Source organism: Thauera carbonicopians (assembly GCF_025699485.1).
GTDB lineage: Bacteria > Pseudomonadota > Gammaproteobacteria > Burkholderiales > Rhodocyclaceae > Thauera.
This window is the reverse complement of sequence record NZ_JANUXN010000006.1, coordinates 85219-105293: the sequence shown is the minus strand read 5'-3', so window position 1 is coordinate 105293 and position 20075 is coordinate 85219. Positions and strand designations below refer to the sequence as shown.

Here is a 20075-nt window from a genome sequence, read left to right as displayed (position 1 = left end):
CGAACCTCGACGACAAGCCGCTGTCGACCGCACATTCCTCAGGAGAAGCAATGATGCCCGCTCGCCGCAGAGCCTCAGTCCTCGCATCGCTGGCCGTCGCCGCACTCGCAGCGCATGCCCCCGCCCTTGCACAGGCGCCCGCCGCCGTTCAGCAGACACCCTCGCAGGCGCCCTTGTTCGACCACCAGCTTCGCCGCCTGCATTCCGAAGAGACGGTAGACCTGGCGCAACGCTTCGGCGGTCAGCCGGTGCTGGTCGTGAATACCGCGAGCCATTGCGGCTTCACCGGCCAGTTCGAGGGGCTGGAGGCGCTCCACCAGCAGTACAAGGACAAGGGCCTGAAGCTTGCCGGCTTTTCGTCCGACGACTTCAAGCAGGAAGCCAAGGACGAAGCCGAGGCGGCGGAAGTCTGCTTCGTGAATTTCGGCGTCAGCTTCGACATGTTCGCGCCGATCCACGTCCGCGGGCCGAACGCCCACCCGCTGTTCCGCGAAATCGCGCGCCAGTCCGAAGCTCCACGCTGGAACTTCCACAAATACCTCATCGACCGCAACGGCAAGGTCGTCGCGGCCTTCCCCAGCCGCGTCACACCCGACGCGCCCGAGCTGCGCAAGGCGATCGAGAAGGTGCTCTGAGCACCTTCCCGACCGCCCCACCGTTTCAGCCGCCGGAGCATCCGCAGCCGTTGCCGCCGCCGCAGCTTCCCGCGCCCGCCACAGCGGCCGGCGCGGCTTCGGCGCCGGCGCCGAGCTGGATGCGGAAATCGATCACGATGTTGCCCGGTTCGCGGGCGACATAGTCGATCGCCACCTGGTTGCCGTAGCGCTGCTGGATCTGGTTGAGCAGCGGCAGCGGGTCGTGATCGTTCACGAAGCGCATCGTCTCACCGTCCTCCAGCGACTCGAGAGCACCGAAGATGGCGGCATGGCGAAAGCGTTTGGCGACGCCACGGGCGTCGAAAGGATGGACGGCATTGTCGAACATGGCAGAGATTCCCTCGATTCGGATTCCGGACTTTGGCTTCGCTTGCGGCCGGTCACGCAGTGACGCGAATGCTAAGGGACAGCTCCGGCCGGAAACCTTGAGGCAGAACAAGAAATCGGCCTGCATGCGCCATGGCCACCGCAACTCCCTCGCGGCAGACCTGCTAAAGTTTCATCGGACAAATCAAACAAACCCGAAGCGGACCACCCCGTCCCAGGAGATCCTGCCATGCTCGCTCGATTCACCCGCCGCGCTCCCGCCATCCTGATCCTCAGTGCCAGCCTCGCCCTGGGCGGCTGCGGCTACAACGATTTCCAGCGCCTGGACGAACAGACCAAGTCGGCCTGGGCCGAAGTCCTGAACCAGTACCAGCGCCGCGCCGACCTGATTCCCAACCTGGTCGAGACGGTCAAGGGCGAAGCCAACTTCGAGCAGGAGACCCTGAGCCGCGTCATCGAGGCGCGTTCGCGCGCCACCGCGATCCAGGTCACGCCCGAGATGATGAACGACCCGCAGGCAATGGAGCGCTTCCAGCAGGCCCAGGGCCAGCTCGGCAGCGCCCTGTCGCGCTTGCTCGCGGTATCGGAGAACTACCCCAACCTGAAGGCCAACCAGGGCTTCCAGGACTTGCGCGTGCAGCTCGAAGGCACGGAAAATCGCGTCACCGTCGCGCGCAACAAGTACATCGACGCAGTGCAGCAGTACAACGTGCTGGCGCGCAGCTTCCCGACCAACCTGACGGCGATGATCTTCAGCTACTCGCCCAAGGCCAGCTTCAGCGTCGCCAACGAAGCCGAGATCTCCAGCCCGCCGACGGTCGACTTCGGCAGCTCCAGCCAGGGCAGCAAGTGACGGCCGGATGGCGACCATGACGAGGCAACAATGACGACAGGCGCCCGGCAGCCCGGCCCGCCCATGCGCCTCCCGGCAGCGCGGCCCGCCACGCCCGGCTGGCGGTTTCTTGTCCACCTGCTTCTTCTTGTTCCGCTGATCCTGGCCTGGCCTGGCGCCGTTCAGGCGCAGCAACTGCAGCCGGTGCCGGAACTCACCGCCCGTGTCATCGACCGCAGCGGAACGCTCGACAGCACGCAGCAACAGGCGCTGGAACAGAAGCTCGCCCGCTTCGAGGCCGAGCGCGGCAGCCAGATCGTCGTCCTGCTCGTGCCCACCACGGCGCCGGAGGACATCGCCGCCTACGCCTGGCGCGTCGCCGACAACTGGAAGATCGGGCGCCGCGAAATCGGCGACGGCATCCTGCTGGTGGTGGCCAGGAACGACCGCCGCGTGCGGATCGAAGTCGCGCGCGCGCTCGAAGGCGCGGTGCCGGATCTCGCCGCCCATCAGATCATCGACCGGCTGATCACCCCCGCCTTCCGCCAGGGCGATTTCGCCGGCGGCATCGATGCCGGCCTCGACGGGCTGATGGCGCGGATTCGCGGCGAAGACCTGCCCCTCCCCGCTCCCGCCGGGCCCGGCAACGATGCGCCGGCACTGGAAGATCTCGCCGCCCTGCTGTTCATCGCCGTGCCGGTGGCAGGCTCGTTCCTGACCGGCATGTTCGGCCGCAAGCTCGGCGCGGTGGCGACCGGCGGCGTGACCGGCTTCGTCATCAAACTGCTGACCGGCAGCCTGGCAATAGGCATCCTCGGCGGCATTGCGGCGCTGGTGTTCGTGATCATGCTCGGCATCGGCGGTGGTGGTCGGGGTGGCGGCGGCCGTGGCGGCTTCCACCGCGGCGGCGGGCCGATCATCTGGGGGGGCGGCCGTGGCCGTGGCGGCGGTTTCGGCGGCGGCTTCGGCTCGGGCGGCGGCGGCAGCTTCGGCGGCGGCGGCGCTTCGGGGAGGTGGTGAATGAACAGGCTCGCACGACTTCTCCGCCACCTGTGGCTGGACGCCGACGACGCCCAGCGCGCCATCGGCAGCGATGCGCTGACTCGCCTCGAGGCCCGCATCACCGAAAGCGAAGCCGCACATACCGGACAGATCTGCCTATGCATCGAAGCCAGCCTGCCGCTGCGCTACCTGTGGCGGACGATCCGGCACGGCGAACCGATCGGCGAAGTGCTGCGCGACCGCGCGCTGACCACGTTCGGCAAGCAGCGAGTCTGGGACACCGAGCACAACAACGGCGTGCTGATCTACCTGTCGCTTGCCGAACACCACCTCGAGATCCTTGCCGACCGCGGACTTGCGCGCCATGTCCCGAACGCCGACTGGCAGGCCGTCGTCCAGGAATGCAGCGCAAGCCTGCGCGCCGGGCGCCTGGAAGAAGGGCTCAGCCGCGCATTGGAAGGCGTCCACACCCGGCTCGCGCAACACTTTCCCGCGGCAGGCGACGATCGTGCCGCCAGGGAGAACTCGCTGCCCGATCACCCGGTTCTGCGCTGAACCTCCGCCCCGCTTCGCTGCCCGGTTCCGCGCCGGGCATCGTTTTGCCTCTGTTGTTGCAGTGCAACATTTTCAGGAGTTTTGCATTTCCAGCTCAAGAATTGCGAGGTTTCGAGGCATCGCCTGTGCTATTGTCCTCATCGAGGCGGGGGAAGCTGGACAGCAGCACGGTCCGGACTCTGATTGCTCCGGGAGGGCGACGAGACGCCTCGCGAAACCTCAGACAACCATATCGCGAGTGGAGAAAATTTATGGCCAGCAAGCAAGATCAATTCAACGAGCTCCAAAAGAAGAATCTCGAGGCCGCGATGCGCCTTGCTCAGCTCTCCATCGAGAACTCGCAGCGCATCATGGAAATCCAGGTCACCACCGCCAAGACCCTGTTCGAGGAAGGCGTGGAAAATGCCAAGGCTCAGTCCTCTGCCAAGGATCCGAAGGCACTGATGGATCTGCGTACCCAGTACGCGCAGAACACCACCGAGAAGATGCTGGCTTGTGCGCGCGAAATCGCCGAGATCACCGCCACCACCCAGGCCGCCTTCGGCAAGCTGGTCGGCGAGCAACTGACCAGCGGCAGCCAGGACATGTTCGAAGCCATGCAGAAGATGTTCAAGGGCATGCCGATCTCCGACCAGAACGCCCTGGGCGCCATGCAGACCGCGATGGACACCACCCGCGCTGCTTTCGAGCAGATGACGCGTGCCTCGACCGAAGCCTTCCAGGCTTTCACGCAGCAGCCCAAGGGCCGCAAGTAACATCGCTCGACAGGCAAACGCCTGCAACGACGAAAACGGCGCCGACGAGGCGCCGTTTCTCGTTTACCGATCTCCTTCTCGCCCGGCCCCCGTTTCCGGGGATCAGCCCTGCTTGCCCGCCTCGCTCCAGCGCGCCGCCGCTGAATCGTCGCTGTCGCGCGCCTCGACCCAGCGCGCGCCTGCCGGCGTTTCCTCGCGTTTCCAGAACGGCGCACGAGTCTTCAGATAGTCCATGATGAATTCGCAGGCGGCGAAGGCGTCGCCGCGGTGAGCGCTGGCGACGCCGACGAAGACGATGCGATCGCCCGGCTCCAGCCGGCCGACGCGGTGGATGACACGCACGCCCAGCAGCGTCCAGCGCTGCCCGGCCTGCTCGACGATCTCGCCCAGCGCCTTCTCGGTCATGCCCGGATAGTGCTCGAGCGTCATCGCCGAGACGCCGCTGCCGTCATTGGCATCCCGCACCAGGCCGACGAAATTCGCCAGCGCGCCGACATCCCGGCGACCGGCGCTCAAGGCCGCGAGTTCGGTGCCCGGATCGAAATCCGCTTCCTGTACGCTGATGCTGGCGAGCACGATTCAGCCTCCCGTCACCGGCGGGAAGAACGCGACTTCGTCGCCCGCCGCCACCAGCGCATCGGCCCCCACCATGCGCTGGTTGAGCGCCGCGCGCACGTTGCGCCCTTCGGCCAGCGCCTGCCAGCCCTCGCCGCGAGCGGCAAGGTGGACGCGCAGATCGCCCACCGTTGTCACACCTGCCGGCAACTCGAGCTCTTCGTCCGTACGGCCCACGGCTTCACGCAGGCTGGCGAAATACAGCACTTTCATCGTTTTGATCCTCAATGCAGCAGATCGGCATAGGGCAGGAAGCGGACGGCTTCCCCTCTGGCCACGACCGTACCGGCCGGAATATCCACCAGGCCGTTGGCCCATACCGTCGAGTTGAGCGCCGACGAGTCCTGGTTCCGGAACAGCTCCACCCCGCCCTGCGCATTCATGCGCGCGCGCAGGAACTCGCGCCGCCGGTCGGGTTTCGGCCAGTCGAAATCGGCTCGCAGCATCAGCGACTGCGGCAACACTTCGCCTGCGCCCTGGCTGGCCAGCAGGAAAGGGCGAACCATCATCAGGAAGGTGACGAAGCTCGACACCGGGTTGCCCGGCAAGCCGATGAAGGCGGCGCCATGCACCCGGCCAAACGCCAGCGGCTTGCCCGGCTTCATCGCGATCTTCCACAGGTCCAGGCTGCCTTCGGCTTCGACCGCAGGCTTGACGTGATCCTCCTCGCCCACCGACACGCCGCCGCTGCTCAGGATCAGGTCGTGGCCCTCGGCAGCCCGCCGCAGCACTGCGCGGGTGGCGTCGAGGCTGTCCGGGATGATGCCGAAATCCTCGACCTCGCAGCCCAGGCCGGTGAGCAGATTGCGCAGCATGAAACGGTTCGAGTTGTAGATCGCGCCCGGCGGCAGCGGCTCGCCCGGCATCACCAGTTCGCTGCCGGTGGAGAACAGCGCGACTTTCAGGCGCCGATACACCGGCAGTTGCGCCGCGCCGACCGATGCGGCCAGCGCCAGCGCCTGGGGCGTCAGGCGCAAGCCCGCCGGCAGCACTTCGGCGCCGACGGCGACGTCGTGGCCCCGGCGGCGCACGAATTCGCCGACGGCCGGCACGGTGTTGATGACGACATCTTCGCCTTCGTGTTGACACAGCTCCTGCATCACCACCGCATCGGCGCCTTCGGGCAAGGGCGCGCCGGTGAAGATGCGTGCAGCGGTACCGGGCTGCAGCGCATGGCCGACGCTGCCTGCCGGAATGCGCTGGCTCACCGGCAGGCGGCTACCCGCTGCAGGCACGTCGGCAGCGCGCACTGCGTAGCCATCCATTGCGGAGTTGTCCATCGGCGGCTGGTCGATGGTCGAATGCAGCGTCGCCGCCAGTACCCGGCCGCAGGCGATCATGGTGTCGACGGTCTCGACCTCGCGTACCGGGCGGACGAAGCCAAGCAGTTTTTCCTGTGCTTCTTCGAAGGAGAGGATGTTGCCGTTCATTGCAAATCCAGATGATCAAGGATGAAACCGGCAATGACGGCCGGCTCATTGAGCGGAAGCAGCGGCAGCGGGCAGTCGATGCCGATTTCCGCGGCCGGCACGTCGCTGGCCACCGCCACCACGTGCGGGTTCTCCGGCCACAGCGGCGGCTTGCCGTGCGCCGGGCGATGGATTTCCAGCTTGGGCACCGCTGCGGCCTTGTAGCCCTCGATCAGCACCAGATCGCAGGGCGCCAGCAGGCGGAGCTGCTCGTCCAGCGTCGGTTCCGGCGCGCCGCGCAGCTCGTGCATCAACACCCAGCGGTCGTTGGACAGCATCAGCACCTGGGTCGCGCCGGCTTCGCGGTGGCGCCACGAATCCTTGCCGGGCTTGTCGAGATCGAAGCCGTGATGGGCATGCTTGATCACCGACACGCGCAAGCCGCGCGCGGTGAACTCCGGGATCAAGCGTTCGACCAGCGTAGTCTTTCCCGAGCCGGACCAGCCGGCAAAGCCGAATACTTTCATCGAGGACAAAAAGCCCGCCTGACGGGTTTGGCAAAGGGGAAGGATACCAAACAAAGGCCCTCCCCTTGCCCTGCCCGACCATTTGCCGCGTGGCAAATCGGAAAGGCGAAGCCGGCAACGGCGGCGGGCTCAATCCCCCGCTTTCGGCGGCGGCAGCGTGTGCAGGAAAGCCACCGCCTCGTCCTCGACGCGGGTGCGGCGCATCGGCGGCAGGCTGCGCCAGACGACCTTGCCGTAGGACTTGTCGATCATGCGCGGATCGCACACGCACAGCACGCCGCGGTCGCGCTCACTGCGGATCAGGCGGCCGGCGCCCTGCTTCATGTTGATGACGGTGCGCGGCAACTGGTGGTGGATGAAAGGGCTGAGGCCCTGCTTCTGCATGTGCTCGACGCGCGCGGCCAGCACCGGATCGTCCGGCGAGGCGAAGGGCAGCTTGTCGATGACCACCAGCGACAGCGCGTCGCCCGGCACGTCGACGCCTTCCCAGAAGCTCTGGCTGGCGACCAGCACCGCATTGCCGAGGCGGCGGAAGCGCTCCAGCAGCTCGGTGCGCGAACCTTCGCCCTGCAGCAGCACCGGCAGGTCGTCGCCGCTCTGCTGCAGGCCGTCGACGATCAGTTCGTGGATGCGGCGCATCGCACGCAACGAGGTGCACAGCACGAAGGCTCGCCCTTGCGCGGCACGGATCAGCGGCAGGGCGACACGGGCGACGCGCTCGGTATAGTCGGGCGAATTCGGATCGGGCATGCCGGCCGGCGCGTACAGCAGCGCCTGCTCGCCGTAGTCGAAGGGGCTGCCCCACACCGACGTCATCGGCGGCGGGTCCATCCAGGCCAGGCCGAGTTCGCGGCAGTAGTGGCCGAAATCCGCCTTGCCGACCGCCAGAGTGGCCGAGGTGAAGATCCACGCGCGCGGATGGCCTTCGAGCTGGCGCTTGAACACGTCCGACACGTGCAGCGGCGTGCCGTTGAGCGCCAGCGACTGGCTGAAGACCTCGACCCAGCGGATCAGCTCCTTGTCTTCCGGGTTCCGCCAGCGGGCGAGGCGCTCCATCATTTCCTCGCTGCGGCGCAGGCAGTTGGCCAGGCCTTCGGAACGTTCGGCCTGGGTCTCGAGCACGGCATGGAATTCGCCGAGGGCCTTCTCCAGCGCCTCGACCTGGGCGTCGAAGCCCTCGCGCTCTGCGGCCTGGATCGCGGACAGACGCGCGCTGTCGTTGCCGAACACCAGCCGCAGGTCGCGCGCAGCCTTTTCCAGGTTGCGGGTCTGGTCGATCATCGCCACGCAGTCGCGCGCCGCGGCCACCGTCTCGGAGCGGGTGTCGCGCGCCAGCTCCAGCACCTGGGCGGTCGATACGCTCTCGCCGAAGAACAGGCTGGCGGTTTCGGGCAACTGGTGGGCCTCGTCGAAGATCACCGCATTGCAGGCCGGCAGCAGCTCGCCCATGCCTTCGTCGCGCAGCATCACGTCGGCGAAGAACAGGTGATGGTTGACGACGACGACGTCCGCTTCCATCGCATTGCGCCGCGCCTGCATGACGAAGCACTCTTCCTTGTTCGGACAGTCCTGGCCCAGGCAGTTGTCGCGGGTCGAAGTCGCCGCCAGCCAGGCCATCGAATCCTCGCGCACGTCGGTACATTCGGCCTTGTCGCCGCTCTGCGTGATCTGGGCGAAACGCGCGATGGCGCGCAGGTCGGCGGCGTCCTGCGGGGTCAGGAAGCGGCCGTCGCGGGCATTGCGGTCCAGATGGTAGTGGCAGACGTAGTTCGCCCTGCCCTTCAGCAGCGCGATCGACACCGGCACCTTCAGCGCCGCCCGCACGGTCGGCAGGTCACGGTTGAACAACTGGTCCTGCAGCGTCTTGGTGCCGGTGGAGACGATGACCTTGCCGCCCGCCAGCAGCGCCGGCGCGAGATAGGCGAAAGTCTTGCCGGTGCCGGTGCCGGCTTCCGCCACCAGCACACGATGGGCACGGATCGCCTCGGCGATCTGCTGCGCCATCTCGATCTGTTGCGGGCGGGCGCGGAAACCGGGAATCGCAGCCGCGAGCGGCCCCGATTCGGCAAACACCGCGGCGATGTCGGTCATGAGTGTCGCGAGGAAAAAGAGGGAATTGTATGACAGGCCTGGCGTCCGGTCGCGCACAACATGCTGTACATCCAGACAGCAACATAACGCCTGCGCCGATGCCTCCTGGGCATCATCACATTTCCTTCATATCCGCTCTGTACGATCCAGCCGTCTGGAAATGTGACAGAAACGTGCTTGCAACAATGACTCGGGAGACGGCATGCAGTGGCTTGGCAACCACCGCGGATGGACTGCAGTGGTGGAATCGGCCTGGCTGCCCGCGCTGGCCTGGCTGCTGGCGCTGAGTCTGGTCGCCTGGCTCGCGGCCGGCGCATTCTGGGCCTGGCAGGGCACACCGCCGCTCATCGCCCTGCCCCATCACGACGCCGACCCACGCTCGGTGGCGGCGAAGATCATGCGCCATGCCGACGGCGCGCCATCCGCATCCGTGGCCGCTGCAACACAGGCCGCCGCACCGCCATTCACGCTGGTCGGCCTGGCGACCGGCTTCGGCAGCGAGCGCGGCTTCGCCCTGTTTCAAATGGCCGACGGCCAGCGCCGCACGGTACTTGCCGGCGAAAACATGGCGGATGGCTGGGCGCTGATCGGCATCCGCCCGGATCGCGTCGTGCTCGAACGCGATGGCCGGGCTGTCGAGCTGGCCCTTGCCGAAGCGCGTGGCACAGATGCTGCCGATGAGCCCCCATCCGGTCGATGACTTCCGAAGACCTACAAGCCTTGAAAACTTCTCCCCCAACAACAATGCTTTCCTGTCCTCCGAAGCCCCTCTCAACGCCGATCGATGGGATTCGCTTCGCTCTTCCCATCCTACGACCACGTATCTTTGGCTCGACGATTGGGCGCTGGCTCCGGGCATGCTGTCTGTGCGTACTGTCGCTGTATGCCGCCTCGGCCTTGCCGCAGGCCGGAGGCGAACCGGTCTCGCTCAATTTCCAGAACGCCGACATCGACGACGTCATCCATGCGGTCGGGCGCCTGACGGGACGCAATTTCCTGATCGATCCGCGCGTCAAGGGCAAGCTCAACATCGTCACCAACACCCCGATCGCGCGCGAACTCAGCTATCCGATCCTGCTGTCGGCGCTGCGCCTGCAGGGCTTCACCGCAGTGGAAGGCGAAGGCGTGATCAAGATCGTGCCCGAAGCCGATGCCAAGCAGCACGCCGCGCCGGTGTCCGCCGCCCGCCGCGGCAGCCAGGGCGCCCGCGGCGACCGCCTGGTGACCCAGGTCTTCCCGCTCAAGTTCGAATCCGCCGCGCAAATGGTCGGTGTCGTGCGGCCGCTGGTGTCGCCCAACAACACCGTCACCGCCTTTGCCTCGAACAACACCCTGGTCGTCACCGACTACGCATCGAACATCGAGCAGATCGCCGCGGTGATCTCCTCCATCGACATCAGCCAGAGCGACGTCGCGGTGTTCGAGCTGCAGCATGCCGTGGCGATCGATCTCGCCCCCATCCTGACCCGGCTGCTGGGCGAACAGGCTGGCGGCGGCCAGCAAGGCGGGCCCGACGCACCGCGCATCATGGCCGAGCCGCGCAGCAACGCGCTGCTGGTGCGGGTGGACAACCCCAGCCGCCTCAGTTCGATCCGCCAGTTGATCGCCTCGCTCGACCGCCCCGGTGCCGGCGCCAACATCCACGTCGTCTATCTGCGCAATGCCGACGCCCGCCAGGTCGCCGCGACCCTGAACGCCGCGCTCGCCGGCGAGGCGCGCAGCGGCACGGACGGCGCAAGCGGCACCACGCCACTGACGCGCAGCACATCCACCGAAGCGGATGGCGGCCTCACCACCGGCGCAAGCATGGTCACGGCCGCCGGCCAGCGCAGCACCCCGCTCCAGGGCGAAAGTTCCGGCGCGGTGCAGGCCGATCCGATCAACAACGCGCTGATCATCAATGCACCGGACGCGATCTACCGCAACCTGCGCCAGGTCATCGACCAGCTCGACCGCCGCCGCGCCCAGGTCTATATCGAAGCCCTGATCGCCGAGATCTCGACCGAACGCGCCGCCGAATTCGGCCTGCAATGGATCGGCGCCGGCTCGTCCGGCAGTGGCAGCAACGCCGTCGGCATCATCGGCGGCACCGCCTTCGGCAGCGGCGGCAACAACCTGCTGCAGCTGATCGGCAGCAGCGCCAGTGGCGGCACACCCAGCCTGCCCGGCAACGGCCTCAACATCGCCATCGGCGGCGGCCGGGTCAACATCCCCGGCATCGGCGAAGTGTTCAGCCTCGGCGTGCTGGCACGCTTCCTCGAGAACGAGGTCAGCGCTAACATCCTGTCCACGCCGAACATCGTCACGCTGGACAACGAGGAAGCCAAGATCGTCGTCGGCCGCAACCTGCCCTTCGTCACCGGCCAATACACCAACACCGGCGGCGGCACGACGCCGGCCAACCCCTTCCAGACCATCGAGCGCCGCGACGTCGGCCTCACCTTGCAGGTGCGGCCGCAAATCTCCGAAGGCGGCTCGATCCGGCTGCAGATCTACCAGGAAGCCTCGGCCCTGCTCGGCAGCGCCGAAGCCGCCAACGGCCCGGTCACCACCAAGCGCTCGATCGAATCGATGGTACTGGTCGATGACGGTTCGATCATCGCCCTCGGCGGCCTGGTCGAGGACAGCTATTCCGGCGGCGAGGAAAAGGTGCCGGTGCTCGGCGACCTGCCCGTCGCCGGCAGCCTGTTCCGCTACAACACGCGCAAGCGCAGCAAGACGAACCTGGTGGTGTTCCTGCGCCCGGTGATCCTGCGCGACCGCGACAGTTATGCCGCGCTGAGCCAGTCGCGCTACGACTACGTGATCGGCCAGCAGCGCGCGAGCGCTTCGGCCGACGATCTGATGCGCGGCGAGCCGGCGCCGCCCGAACTGCCGCCGATCGTCGAGGCACGGATCACTCCGGTGGCCGAACTGCTGATCCGCCCCGCGCCGACCGGCAGCGTCAGCGCGGACGAGCGACGATGAGCAGCGCCGCCCCGCTGCCTTACGGCTTCGCCCGCAGCCACGGCATCCTGGTCCGCGCCCTGCATGCCGACCATGCCGAAGTCGCGCTGCGCGAGGATGCCGGCCTCGGCGCACTGGCCGAAGCGCGGCGCGTGCTGGCGCTGCCGCTGAAGTTCCACACCCTCGCCCGCGCCCAGTTCGACGCCCAGCTTGCCGAGGCCTACGGCAACGGCGAACGCAACGCCGCCGAAGTCGTCGCCGACGTCGGCCAAGAAGTCGATCTCGAGCAATTGATGACCGAGATGCCGGCGGTCGAAGACCTGCTCGACAGCCAGGATGACGCCCCCATCATCCGCATGATCAACGCGCTGCTGGCGCAGGCGGTGCGCGACCGCGCCTCGGACGTGCACATCGAACCCTACGAGCAGGCTTCGGTGGTGCGGCTGCGCCGCGACGGCGTGCTGCAGGACATCGCCCACCCGCACCGCGGCCTGCATGCGGCGATGGCCTCGCGCATCAAGATCATGGCCAATCTCGACATCGCCGAAAAACGCCTGCCGCAGGACGGCCGCATCGGCCTGCGCCTGGCCGGCAGGCAGATCGACGTCCGGGTATCGACGCTGCCGACCACCCACGGCGAACGCCTGGTGCTGCGCCTGCTGGACAAGTCGACCGGCCAACTCGGCCTCGACGCCCTCGGCATGGATGGCGACACCGAAGCTGCCTTCCAGGACCTGCTCGCCCAGCCGCACGGCATCCTGCTGGTCACCGGCCCCACCGGCTCGGGCAAGAGCACCACGCTGTACGCCGCGCTGCGCACGCTCGACGCCAGCCGCCTGAACATCGTCACCGTCGAGGATCCGGTCGAATTCGACCTGCCGGGCGTCGGCCAGATCCAGGTCAACCCGCGCATCGAACTCGATTTCGCCCGCGCGCTGCGCGCCATCCTGCGCCAGGACCCGGACGTGATCATGATCGGCGAGATCCGCGACCTGGAGACCGCGCGCATCGCGGTGCAGGCCAGCCTGACCGGCCACCTGGTGCTGGCGACGCTGCACACCAACGACGCCCCGTCGGCAGTGACACGCCTGATCGACATGGGCGTCGAGCCTTTCCTGCTCGCCTCCACGCTGCGCGGCGTGCTGGCCCAGCGCTTGGTGCGCAAGCTGTGCCCGGCGTGCAGGACGCCGGACACGCTCGCCGCCACCGAGGCCGGTGGCACACCAACACACTGGCGCGCACAAGGCTGCAGCCACTGCGGCAACGGCGGCTACCGCGGCCGCATCGGCATCTACGAACTGATGCGGGTCGACGGTCAACTCGAGGCGCTGATCCACGACGGCCGCCAGGAAGCCGAACTGCGCCGCGCCGCCCGCGCTGCCGGCGCTCGCTCGCTGGTGGACGACGGCATGCGCCACGTGCACGCCGGCACGACCTCGCTCGACGAACTGCAGCGCGTGATGCGCGACTGAGAGGACCTCAGGCATGGCCGCATTCCAGTACCGCGCCCTCGACGGCTCAGGCCGCGAGCAGCGCGGCGTGATCGAGGCCGAGAGCCCGCGCGCCGCGCGCGCCGCGCTGCGCGAACGCGGCCTCGCGCCGCTGCAAGCCGACCCGGTCGGCAGCGGCACGAGCAGCAGCGCCAGGGGCGCCCGCCTGCCGGCCGCCGAACTGACGCTGCTGTCGCGCCAATGGGCCACGCTGCTGGCATCCGGTCTCACCGCCGAACATGCGCTGGCGGCGCTGATCGAGCAGGCCGAGCAGGAAGCGGCACGGCGGATCCTGGCCGGCGTGCGCAGCGAGATCGTCGCCGGCCACAGCCTCAGCGCCGCGCTCGAACGCTTCCCCAAGGCCTTTCCGCCGCTGTACCGCGCCTCGGTCGCCGCCGGCGAGCGCTCCGGCGAGTTGCCGCGGGTGATGATGCAGCTGGCCGACCATCTCGAACAAAGCGAGGCGCTGCGGCGCAGGACGCTGCAGGCGCTGATCTACCCGGTGCTGGTCGCCATCGTCGCGCTGGCGATCGTCATCGCGCTGATGGTCTGGGTGGTGCCGCAGGTGGTCGGCGTGTTCGAGCAGAGCCGCCAGAGCCTGCCGCCGCTGACGCGGATCATGATCGCGCTGTCCGCCTTCATCCAGCATTACGGCGCGCTGCTCGCCGCCGCCGTGGGCGGCCTCGGCCTGGCCTTCGCCGCCGCGCTGCGCAAGCCGGCCTTCCGCCTGCGCGTCGACCGCCTGCTGCTGCGCCTGCCGCTGATCGGCCGCCACCTGCGCACGCTCGACGCCGCCCGCTTCGCCAGCACCCTGTCCATCCTCGTCGGCAGCGGCGTGCCGCTGCTGGCCGCGCTCGAAGCCGGCGGCCGCGTGGTGCAGCGCATCCCGCTGCGCCAGGCGATCGCCAGCGCCGCCGGCAGGGTGCGCGAAGGCGTCGGCCTGTCGCGCGCGCTGGCCGCGACCCGCGCCTTCCCGCCGCTGCTGCTGCACATGATCGCCAACGGCGAAGCCACCGGCCAGATCGCGCCGCTGCTCGACAAGGCCGCCCGCCTGCAGCAGCAGGAACTCGAAGCCCGCACCGCGACGCTGACCAGCCTGATCGAACCCGCGCTGCTGCTGCTGATGGGCGCGGTCGTGCTGCTGATCGTGCTCGCGGTGATGCAGCCGATCATCGAAATTAACACCTTGATGAGGTAAACATGTCCACCGCCACCCCAAATCTCGTCGTCGATTCGGCCCCACATCGTCCTTCGGCCCTGAGTTTCCGTCGTCCGCACTTGCTGCGCGGCTTTACGCTGATCGAAGTCATGATCGTGATCGTCATCCTCGGCGTGCTCGCCGCGCTGGTGGTGCCGCGGGTCATGAGCCGGCCGGACGAAGCGCGCGTCGTCGCCGCCCGCCAGGACATCGCCTCGCTGATGCAGGCGCTGAAGCTCTACAAGCTCGACAACCGCCGCTACCCGAGCACCGAACAAGGGCTGAACGCGCTGGTCCTGCGGCCGACCATCGCGCCGTTGCCCGACAACTGGAAACCCTACGTCGAACGCCTGCCGGCCGACCCCTGGGGCAACCCCTACCAGTACCTCAACCCCGGCATCAACGGCGAAGTCGACGTCATGAGCCTGGGCGCGGACGGCCGCAGCGGCGGCGAAGGCTTCGATGCCGACATCGGCTCCTGGCAGCCCTGAGCACGCCAGCCCCGAACCATGTCCAGGCAGCACGGCTTCACGCTGGTCGAACTGATGGTGACGCTGCTGGTGCTCGGCATCGCGGCCAGCGGCATCGGCCTGATGGTCGACAGCGTGCGCGCGCACGATCCGCAGGCGGCCGTCGAGCACCTGCGCCGCGCGCTGGAAACCGCCGCCGCGCGCGCCGAGATCCGCGGCCATCGGCTGGCGCTCGAATTCGCTGCCGACGGCTACCGCTTCGCCGAGCTCGACCGCCACGGCGAATGGCGCGCGCTGGAGACCGATACGCTGCTGGCGCCGAGGCAGTTGCCCGAAGGCCTCGACTGGGCAGGCCTGTACATCGGCGGCCAGCGCGCCCTCGCCTCGCCGCTGCACCACCGCATCGTCTTCGGCAGCCGGCCGCCAAGCTACCGCCTGCAACTGCGTCACGGCAACACGCTGCACATACTCGACTGCGACATCACCGGCCGCGTGCGGCACGGCACCGCACGGCCGCCGGCATGAAAGCGACGAGACATCCCGCCGCCGGCTTCACGCTGCTCGAAACCCTGGTCGCGCTCGCCATCGTCGCGCTCGCGCTGACCGCTGCGACACGCGCAATGGGCGGCACCGTCGCGGCTGCCGCCAGCCTGCGCGAACACACGCTGGCGTCCTGGGTGGCGGAAAACCGCCTCGCCGAACTGCGCGCCGGCCAGGCCTGGCCGTCCGTCGGCCAGCGCCGCGGCGAGAGCCCGATGGGCGGGCAGCGCTACCGCTGGACCGAAACGGTCAGCGGCACGCCGAATCCGCTGTTCCAACGCGTGAAAGTCGAGGTTCACGCGGCCGATGGCAGGCCGCTGGCGAACATGACCGGCTTCGCCGTGAGGCCGCCGCGATGAAGACCACGACCGCCGCACAACGCGGCCTGACCCTGATCGAAGTGATGGTCGCGCTGGCCGTGTTCGCGGTGCTGGGCATGCTGACCTGGAAGGCCACCAGCCAGCTTGCCGATGCGCGCCAGCACGTCGGCGCCGAATTCGAACGCTGGCGCGCGATTTCCAGCGCTGCGCACCGCATCGGCAACGAACTGCAGCAGATCGTGCCGGCAGCCGGTGCCCTGCGGCTGGACACCGACGGCACCTCAGGCAGCACCTCCGGCATGACCGGCGTGCTGGATTTCACCATGCCGGCAGGACAGGACGGCCTGCCCGCTCGCGCCCGCTTCCTGCTGATCGGGCGCAGGCTCGAATGGTGGCTGTGGGACGGCAGTAACCCCACCGCCGCGCCTGAGCGTCTGACGCTGCTGGACGAAGTCGATGCCGTGCGCTGGCGCTTCCTGCACGAAGGCCGCTGGTACGACAACTGGCCGCTGCAGGACGAGGCCGCCGCGCCGCTGCTGCCCGCCGCGGTCACGCTGGAACTGGATCTGCCCGATGCCGGCACGCTGCAGCGGACCTATGCGCTGCGCTGAACGCTCGCGCCAGCGTGGCGCCGCCATCATCCTCGCGCTGCTGGCAACCAGCCTGGCGGCGATGCTGGCGGCGGCTGCGCTCGCCGATTTCGGCCACGCCTACGACATCCACGCCGGCCGCCACGAGCAGGCCCAGTCGCGCCAGCTCGCCCTCGGCGCAGTGGACTGGGCGCGCAGCGTGCTGGCGCAGGACGGACGCAACAGCAGCAGCGACCATCCGGGCGAAGCCTGGGCGATCCGGATTCCGCCGACGCCGATCGACGGCGACCCCGCCGCAGGCATCATCGGCGGCCACATCAGCGAGCTGTCGGGGCGCTTCGACCTCAATGCGCTGCACCCCTCGCGGCGCCTGCACGGCACTGCACGGACACATTGCGAACGGCTGTTCGCCTTCGTACTCGGCGATGCGGGGACCGCAACACGGCTGGTGCATGCGCTCGATGTCCATCTGCGCACACCGCCTTCGTCAACCGAAACAGGCACATCGGCAAATGGCAGCCCGGCAGCCCGCTACGGCTCGCTACTGACTTCGGTCGACGAGCTGCTGCGCCTGCCGGGCTTCGATGCCGACATTCTCGCCACGCTGGCGCCGCACCTCGCCGCACTGCCTGCCGGCGCGCCGATCAACGCCAACACCGCCACGCCGGAAGTGCTCGCAGCAGTCGTCGAAGGGCTGCCTCTCGACCAGGCCCGCCTGCTCGCCGCCGAGCGCGAACGCATCTGGTACCGCAATCCCGGCGATTTCCACGCCCGTCTCGGCGAAGGCGCCATAGCGCCCGGCCGGGAGGTGCTCGACGTGCGCAGCCGCTACTTCCGCGTCGACATCCATGCCGCCTACGGTCAGGCCATTACCCGCCTGCATGCGCTGCTCGACCGCGAACGGAACTGGCCGACTCTTCTCTGGTACCGCTACGAATGAAATCCCGCCTCACGCTGCTGATCCCCGAACACTGGCCGCGCATACCCGAATGCGAGTGGCGCCTTAGCACGCGCGACGGCGGCAGCCAGCACGGCCGCAGCGCCCCCCGGCACTGGCCGCCGGCGGACGAACACGTCGCCATCCTCGACGGCGCCCAGACCCGGCTGCTGAGCATCACCGTGCCGCCGGGCAAGCGCAAGGACCGCCCGGCGCTGATCGCCTACGCGCTCGAAGCCCGGCTTGCGCGCGACGTCGACCACGAGCACGTCACCGTCATCGCCGAATCCTCCGGCAGCGGCACCGCGAACAGCGAAAATACAGACGATGCGACGAACGACAGCAGCAATCCGGCCGCACGGCGGCTCGAGCTGCTGGTGGTCGATGCCGCCCGCCTGCGCCGGATCTGCGCCCAGTTCGACGCCCTCGAACGCCCCTTGTTGCGCGCGGTGAGCATTTTCGACTGCCTCGCGGCCAGCGCCGAATGCTGGCAACTGGCAAGCGGCGACGGCTGCAGCATGGCGCTGCGCACCGGCGGCGGCGACGCGATCGCCATCGATCTGCCGCCTCCCGGCCTTGACTCCGCTGACGAGGATGGAGAGCCTGGAAGCAGCGAGGATGAAAAGAACGGCGGCAGCGGCGACGGGCGGACGGCGGCGATCGCCGATTTGCTGGCCCTCGCCCTTGCCGACCCGGGCAGCCGCATGCCGCAGCGTATCGAGCTCGCTTTCGTGCCGCCGCTGCCGCCGGCCTGTTGCGACACCCTTGCCCGACGCACCGGCGTCGGCATGCAGTCCATCGATTTCGCTGCGGTATGGGCACGCAGCGCACGGGCGCATACGCTGCTGCACGGCGGCTTCGCACCCAAGGCCGGCCCCGGCGCCGGCTTGTGGGCCCGGCTGCGCTGGCCTGCCCTCACCGCCGCTGGCGCCTTGGCACTGGCCGGCATCGCCACGATTGCCAGCCTGTTCGCCGACCGGACCGAGCTCGCCCGGCTGGAGCAGCGCCAGGCACGGGTGTTTGCCGGCGCCCTGCCCGGCATGCCCGCCGTCGCTCCGGCGCGCCAGCTTCAGCGCGCCTTGCGCGATGCGCGCCGCATGCAGGGCGAACTGGCCGAAGACGACATGCTGTCCATGCTCGGCGCCGTCGTCGACGCAAGCGGCACCCTGCCCACCGCCTTCAGCTACCGCGATCGAGGCCTGAGCGTCGACCTGCCGGCCACGCCCAGCACCGCTTCCCCGTCGAACCCGGCACTCGGCACCCGCCTCGTCCGGCGCGGCTTCACGGTGGCAGCGGAAGGCGACGGCCGGCGGCTGAGGCTGTCTCCGACCCCTTGATTCCATGTCTTTTCCGGCCCGCCCCTCCCCGGTGTCCATCACTCGGCGCCGCTCCCGGCCCACTGCATCGATGCAGTTCCTTGCCGTCCAGCCCGTGATCGCCGCTCCGGCAACATTCCACCCGATCCCGATATCGCCTGAGCCCACATGAAAACCCTGATGACTTTCGCTCCCGCCGAACGCTGCCGCATGATCGTGCAGCGCCTGTCTCCACGCGAACGGCGCACCCTGCGCACCGCCCTCGCCGTCGTGCTGGCCGTGGTCCTGCTGCTCGGTACAGAAAGCCTGCTTGCCGAGCGGGCACGCCTGGATCGCCAGCTTCCGCTGCTCGCCGAAAGCCTCGTGCGCATGGAGCGCGACGCAGCCGAACTCGCCCGGCTGCGCCAGGCGCCGCGCACGCTCGCCGTGGCCGATGCCGCGCTGCTGGGCGCCAGCGCCGCGTCGCACGGCCTCGAAGTCGACATCGAAGCCGGCGGCGGCCAGGCTTTCCACATCGCCGGCCACGCTGCTCTCCCCCTCCTGCTGCCCTGGCTGGGAGAAATCCACGCCGAATACGGCCTGCGGGTCGCGGAAATGCAGTTCGACGGCGCTGCGGGCGGCCGCTACACCGCCGTGCTCGACCGCGACGGCATGACGCGCTGATGCGGACCCTGGCGACTTCCCCGGCCTTGCGCGCACTGTGTCTGACGGGCCTGGTGCTGGGCTTCGCCATCGCCTGCGCACCGGCCTCGCTGCTGGATCGCGGCCTGGAGCGCGTGAGCGAAGGCCGTATCCGGCTGAGCGCCGGCCAGGGCACGCTGTGGCGCGGCAGCGGGCTGCTGGTCGAGCGCGAGGCGGGCAATTTCCGCCCCTGGGCCGAGATCGCCTGGCGCTTCGACTTCGGCGAGCTATGGCGAGGCCGCATCGCGCTTGCGCTTGCCGTCGACGAGCAGCCTCCCGCCAGGCTGCTCGTCTCGCCACGCGGTTTCGACCTCGAGCTGCCCGGCACCGGCCTGCCGCTGGCGCCACTGCTACGGACCCTGCCCCATCCGGCCGCCCGCCTCGGCTGGAACGGCGAACTGCATGCCAACGGCAGGCTGGAACGCTGCAACTGGGCGCTCGCCTGCGATGGCCGGCTGCAGCTCACGGTGGCCGCCTTGTCGCTGGACGTGCTGCCGGATGCGCGCTTGGGAAGCTACACACTCGACGCCGATGCCGGCGCCGGTGGCCTGAGGCTCGCCCTCGCCGGCGACGAACGCAACCGGCTGACGGCCGCCGGCAAGGTCGACGTGAAACCGGACGGACGCAGCAAGGGCGAGATCACCCTGGCTGGCGAGCGCGAGCTGCTGCGCCAGATCGGCGCGCTGACTGCCGACCTCGCGCGCCCGGCAGCGGACGGTGCACTGCGCTTCTCCTGGTGAGTTGCCGCACCCGCAGCACACAGCGGTAAGGAAAGCTTCACCGTGTCGTAACGCGGCATGACGAGAATCCTCGCTCGC

23 protein-coding genes are annotated in these 20075 nt (G+C 68.8%); 17 read left to right on the top strand and 6 right to left on the bottom strand.

Features of this window, described 5'->3' with window-relative positions; genetic code table 11:
* Positions 1 to 53: 53 nt before the first annotated feature.
* Positions 54 to 635 carry a glutathione peroxidase gene (locus NX068_RS10495; RefSeq protein ID WP_263461296.1) on the top strand — a complete coding sequence of 194 codons (582 nt, stop codon included), beginning with the start codon at positions 54 to 56 and terminating at the stop codon, positions 633 to 635.
* Positions 636 to 660: 25 nt separating this feature from the next.
* Here NX068_RS10495 and NX068_RS10490 read toward each other — a convergent pair whose 3' ends face one another.
* Positions 661 to 984, bottom strand: coding sequence for a DUF2249 domain-containing protein (locus NX068_RS10490; RefSeq protein WP_263461221.1), 324 nt, complete (start codon positions 982 to 984; stop codon positions 661 to 663).
* Positions 985 to 1212: 228 nt separating this feature from the next.
* Here NX068_RS10490 and NX068_RS10485 point away from each other — a divergent pair, with 228 nt between their 5' ends.
* The 4 genes from NX068_RS10485 to NX068_RS10470 all read left to right on the top strand — a co-directional run bounded on the left by NX068_RS10485 (position 1213) and on the right by NX068_RS10470 (position 4127).
* A complete protein-coding gene (locus NX068_RS10485; protein ID WP_263461220.1) occupies positions 1213 to 1836 on the top strand; it encodes a LemA family protein in 624 nt (207 codons plus the stop codon).
* A 63-nt stretch (positions 1837 to 1899) separates the two neighbouring features.
* On the top strand, positions 1900 to 2835 hold the full coding sequence (locus tag NX068_RS10480; RefSeq protein ID WP_263461219.1) for a TPM domain-containing protein: 936 nt from the start codon (positions 1900 to 1902) through the stop codon (positions 2833 to 2835).
* Positions 2836 to 3372 carry a TPM domain-containing protein gene (locus tag NX068_RS10475; protein ID WP_263461218.1) on the top strand — a complete coding sequence of 179 codons (537 nt, stop codon included), beginning with the start codon at positions 2836 to 2838 and terminating at the stop codon, positions 3370 to 3372.
* 251 nt (positions 3373 to 3623) lie between these two features.
* Entirely contained in the window at positions 3624 to 4127 is a 504-nt protein-coding gene (locus NX068_RS10470) for a phasin family protein (RefSeq protein WP_263461217.1), read from the top strand.
* Between the two features lie 102 nt (positions 4128 to 4229).
* On the opposite strand, the gene moaE is transcribed toward NX068_RS10470, so the two are convergent.
* The 5 genes from moaE to yoaA all read right to left on the bottom strand — a co-directional run bounded on the left by moaE (position 4230) and on the right by yoaA (position 8769).
* Positions 4230 to 4703 carry a molybdopterin synthase catalytic subunit MoaE gene (gene moaE / locus NX068_RS10465; protein WP_263461216.1) on the bottom strand — a complete coding sequence of 158 codons (474 nt, stop codon included), beginning with the start codon at positions 4701 to 4703 and terminating at the stop codon, positions 4230 to 4232.
* A gap of 3 nt (positions 4704 to 4706) precedes the next feature.
* Positions 4707 to 4955 (bottom strand): molybdopterin converting factor subunit 1, encoded by a 249-nt coding sequence (gene moaD, locus NX068_RS10460; protein ID WP_263461215.1) that lies wholly within the window; start codon positions 4953 to 4955, stop codon positions 4707 to 4709.
* Positions 4956 to 4966: 11 nt separating this feature from the next.
* Entirely contained in the window at positions 4967 to 6172 is a 1206-nt protein-coding gene (locus NX068_RS10455; protein ID WP_263461214.1) for a molybdopterin molybdotransferase MoeA, read from the bottom strand.
* A complete protein-coding gene (mobB, locus tag NX068_RS10450) occupies positions 6169 to 6678 on the bottom strand; it encodes a molybdopterin-guanine dinucleotide biosynthesis protein B (RefSeq protein ID WP_263461295.1) in 510 nt (169 codons plus the stop codon). Before mobB ends, NX068_RS10455 begins: the two co-directional genes overlap by 4 nt.
* A gap of 129 nt (positions 6679 to 6807) precedes the next feature.
* Positions 6808 to 8769, bottom strand: a complete 1962-nt coding sequence (yoaA, locus tag NX068_RS10445; RefSeq protein ID WP_263461213.1) for a DNA repair helicase YoaA — start codon at positions 8767 to 8769, stop codon at positions 6808 to 6810.
* A gap of 202 nt (positions 8770 to 8971) precedes the next feature.
* On the opposite strand from yoaA, the gene NX068_RS10440 reads away from it, so the two are divergent.
* The 12 genes from NX068_RS10440 (at position 8972) to gspN (ending at position 19997) form a co-directional block, all read left to right on the top strand.
* Positions 8972 to 9469, top strand: a complete 498-nt coding sequence (locus tag NX068_RS10440; protein ID WP_263461212.1) for a type II secretion system protein N — start codon at positions 8972 to 8974, stop codon at positions 9467 to 9469.
* Positions 9470 to 9633: 164 nt separating this feature from the next.
* A complete protein-coding gene (gene gspD, locus NX068_RS10435) occupies positions 9634 to 11736 on the top strand; it encodes a type II secretion system secretin GspD (RefSeq protein WP_442806727.1) in 2103 nt (700 codons plus the stop codon).
* Positions 11733 to 13187: a type II secretion system ATPase GspE gene (gene gspE / locus NX068_RS10430; protein WP_263461210.1), complete on the top strand. Its 1455-nt coding sequence runs from the start codon at positions 11733 to 11735 to the stop codon at positions 13185 to 13187. The genes gspD and gspE overlap by 4 nt, the downstream gene beginning before the upstream one ends.
* Before the next feature lie 13 nt (positions 13188 to 13200).
* Complete coding sequence (gene gspF, locus NX068_RS10425) at positions 13201 to 14403, top strand: type II secretion system inner membrane protein GspF (protein WP_263461209.1); 1203 nt, start codon at positions 13201 to 13203, stop codon at positions 14401 to 14403.
* Positions 14404 to 14405: 2 nt separating this feature from the next.
* A complete protein-coding gene (gspG, locus tag NX068_RS10420) occupies positions 14406 to 14894 on the top strand; it encodes a type II secretion system major pseudopilin GspG (protein ID WP_263461208.1) in 489 nt (162 codons plus the stop codon).
* 18 nt (positions 14895 to 14912) lie between these two features.
* Positions 14913 to 15398 carry a pilus assembly FimT family protein gene (locus NX068_RS10415; RefSeq protein WP_263461207.1) on the top strand — a complete coding sequence of 162 codons (486 nt, stop codon included), beginning with the start codon at positions 14913 to 14915 and terminating at the stop codon, positions 15396 to 15398.
* Positions 15395 to 15772 carry a type II secretion system minor pseudopilin GspI gene (gene gspI, locus NX068_RS10410; protein ID WP_263461206.1) on the top strand — a complete coding sequence of 126 codons (378 nt, stop codon included), beginning with the start codon at positions 15395 to 15397 and terminating at the stop codon, positions 15770 to 15772. The genes NX068_RS10415 and gspI overlap by 4 nt, the downstream gene beginning before the upstream one ends.
* Positions 15769 to 16344: a type II secretion system protein GspJ gene (locus tag NX068_RS10405; RefSeq protein WP_263461205.1), complete on the top strand. Its 576-nt coding sequence runs from the start codon at positions 15769 to 15771 to the stop codon at positions 16342 to 16344. The genes gspI and NX068_RS10405 overlap by 4 nt, the downstream gene beginning before the upstream one ends.
* The gene (gspK, locus tag NX068_RS10400) at positions 16331 to 17263 is read left to right on the top strand and encodes a type II secretion system minor pseudopilin GspK (protein WP_263461204.1); all 933 of its coding nucleotides are present in this window, start codon (positions 16331 to 16333) and stop codon (positions 17261 to 17263) included. Before NX068_RS10405 ends, gspK begins: the two co-directional genes overlap by 14 nt.
* Positions 17260 to 18597 carry a type II secretion system protein GspL gene (gspL, locus tag NX068_RS10395; protein WP_263461203.1) on the top strand — a complete coding sequence of 446 codons (1338 nt, stop codon included), beginning with the start codon at positions 17260 to 17262 and terminating at the stop codon, positions 18595 to 18597. Before gspK ends, gspL begins: the two co-directional genes overlap by 4 nt.
* A gap of 159 nt (positions 18598 to 18756) precedes the next feature.
* Positions 18757 to 19239 (top strand): type II secretion system protein GspM, encoded by a 483-nt coding sequence (locus NX068_RS10390; protein ID WP_263461202.1) that lies wholly within the window; start codon positions 18757 to 18759, stop codon positions 19237 to 19239.
* The gene (gene gspN / locus NX068_RS10385) at positions 19239 to 19997 is read left to right on the top strand and encodes a type II secretion system protein N (protein ID WP_263461201.1); all 759 of its coding nucleotides are present in this window, start codon (positions 19239 to 19241) and stop codon (positions 19995 to 19997) included. Before NX068_RS10390 ends, gspN begins: the two co-directional genes overlap by 1 nt.
* Positions 19998 to 20075 lie beyond the last annotated feature (78 nt).

Excerpts from the sequence above, each read along its gene's own strand:
- NX068_RS10495 (WP_263461296.1), top strand. The coding sequence starts at position 54 with ATGCCCGCTCGCCGCAGAGCCTCAGTCCTCGCATCGCTGGCCGTCGCC.
- NX068_RS10490 (WP_263461221.1), bottom strand. The coding sequence starts at position 984 with ATGTTCGACAATGCCGTCCATCCTTTCGACGCCCGTGGCGTCGCCAAA.
- NX068_RS10485 (WP_263461220.1), top strand. The coding sequence starts at position 1,213 with ATGCTCGCTCGATTCACCCGCCGCGCTCCCGCCATCCTGATCCTCAGT.
- NX068_RS10480 (WP_263461219.1), top strand. The coding sequence starts at position 1,900 with ATGCGCCTCCCGGCAGCGCGGCCCGCCACGCCCGGCTGGCGGTTTCTT.
- NX068_RS10475 (WP_263461218.1), top strand. The coding sequence starts at position 2,836 with ATGAACAGGCTCGCACGACTTCTCCGCCACCTGTGGCTGGACGCCGAC.
- NX068_RS10470 (WP_263461217.1), top strand. The coding sequence starts at position 3,624 with ATGGCCAGCAAGCAAGATCAATTCAACGAGCTCCAAAAGAAGAATCTC.
- moaD (WP_263461215.1), bottom strand. The coding sequence starts at position 4,955 with ATGAAAGTGCTGTATTTCGCCAGCCTGCGTGAAGCCGTGGGCCGTACG.
- NX068_RS10455 (WP_263461214.1), bottom strand. The coding sequence starts at position 6,172 with ATGAACGGCAACATCCTCTCCTTCGAAGAAGCACAGGAAAAACTGCTT.
- mobB (WP_263461295.1), bottom strand. The coding sequence starts at position 6,678 with ATGAAAGTATTCGGCTTTGCCGGCTGGTCCGGCTCGGGAAAGACTACG.
- yoaA (WP_263461213.1), bottom strand. The coding sequence starts at position 8,769 with ATGACCGACATCGCCGCGGTGTTTGCCGAATCGGGGCCGCTCGCGGCT.
- NX068_RS10440 (WP_263461212.1), top strand. The coding sequence starts at position 8,972 with ATGCAGTGGCTTGGCAACCACCGCGGATGGACTGCAGTGGTGGAATCG.
- gspE (WP_263461210.1), top strand. The coding sequence starts at position 11,733 with ATGAGCAGCGCCGCCCCGCTGCCTTACGGCTTCGCCCGCAGCCACGGC.
- gspF (WP_263461209.1), top strand. The coding sequence starts at position 13,201 with ATGGCCGCATTCCAGTACCGCGCCCTCGACGGCTCAGGCCGCGAGCAG.
- gspG (WP_263461208.1), top strand. The coding sequence starts at position 14,406 with ATGTCCACCGCCACCCCAAATCTCGTCGTCGATTCGGCCCCACATCGT.
- NX068_RS10415 (WP_263461207.1), top strand. The coding sequence starts at position 14,913 with ATGTCCAGGCAGCACGGCTTCACGCTGGTCGAACTGATGGTGACGCTG.
- gspI (WP_263461206.1), top strand. The coding sequence starts at position 15,395 with ATGAAAGCGACGAGACATCCCGCCGCCGGCTTCACGCTGCTCGAAACC.
- NX068_RS10405 (WP_263461205.1), top strand. The coding sequence starts at position 15,769 with ATGAAGACCACGACCGCCGCACAACGCGGCCTGACCCTGATCGAAGTG.
- gspK (WP_263461204.1), top strand. The coding sequence starts at position 16,331 with ATGCGCTGCGCTGAACGCTCGCGCCAGCGTGGCGCCGCCATCATCCTC.
- gspL (WP_263461203.1), top strand. The coding sequence starts at position 17,260 with ATGAAATCCCGCCTCACGCTGCTGATCCCCGAACACTGGCCGCGCATA.
- NX068_RS10390 (WP_263461202.1), top strand. The coding sequence starts at position 18,757 with ATGACTTTCGCTCCCGCCGAACGCTGCCGCATGATCGTGCAGCGCCTG.
- gspN (WP_263461201.1), top strand. The coding sequence starts at position 19,239 with ATGCGGACCCTGGCGACTTCCCCGGCCTTGCGCGCACTGTGTCTGACG.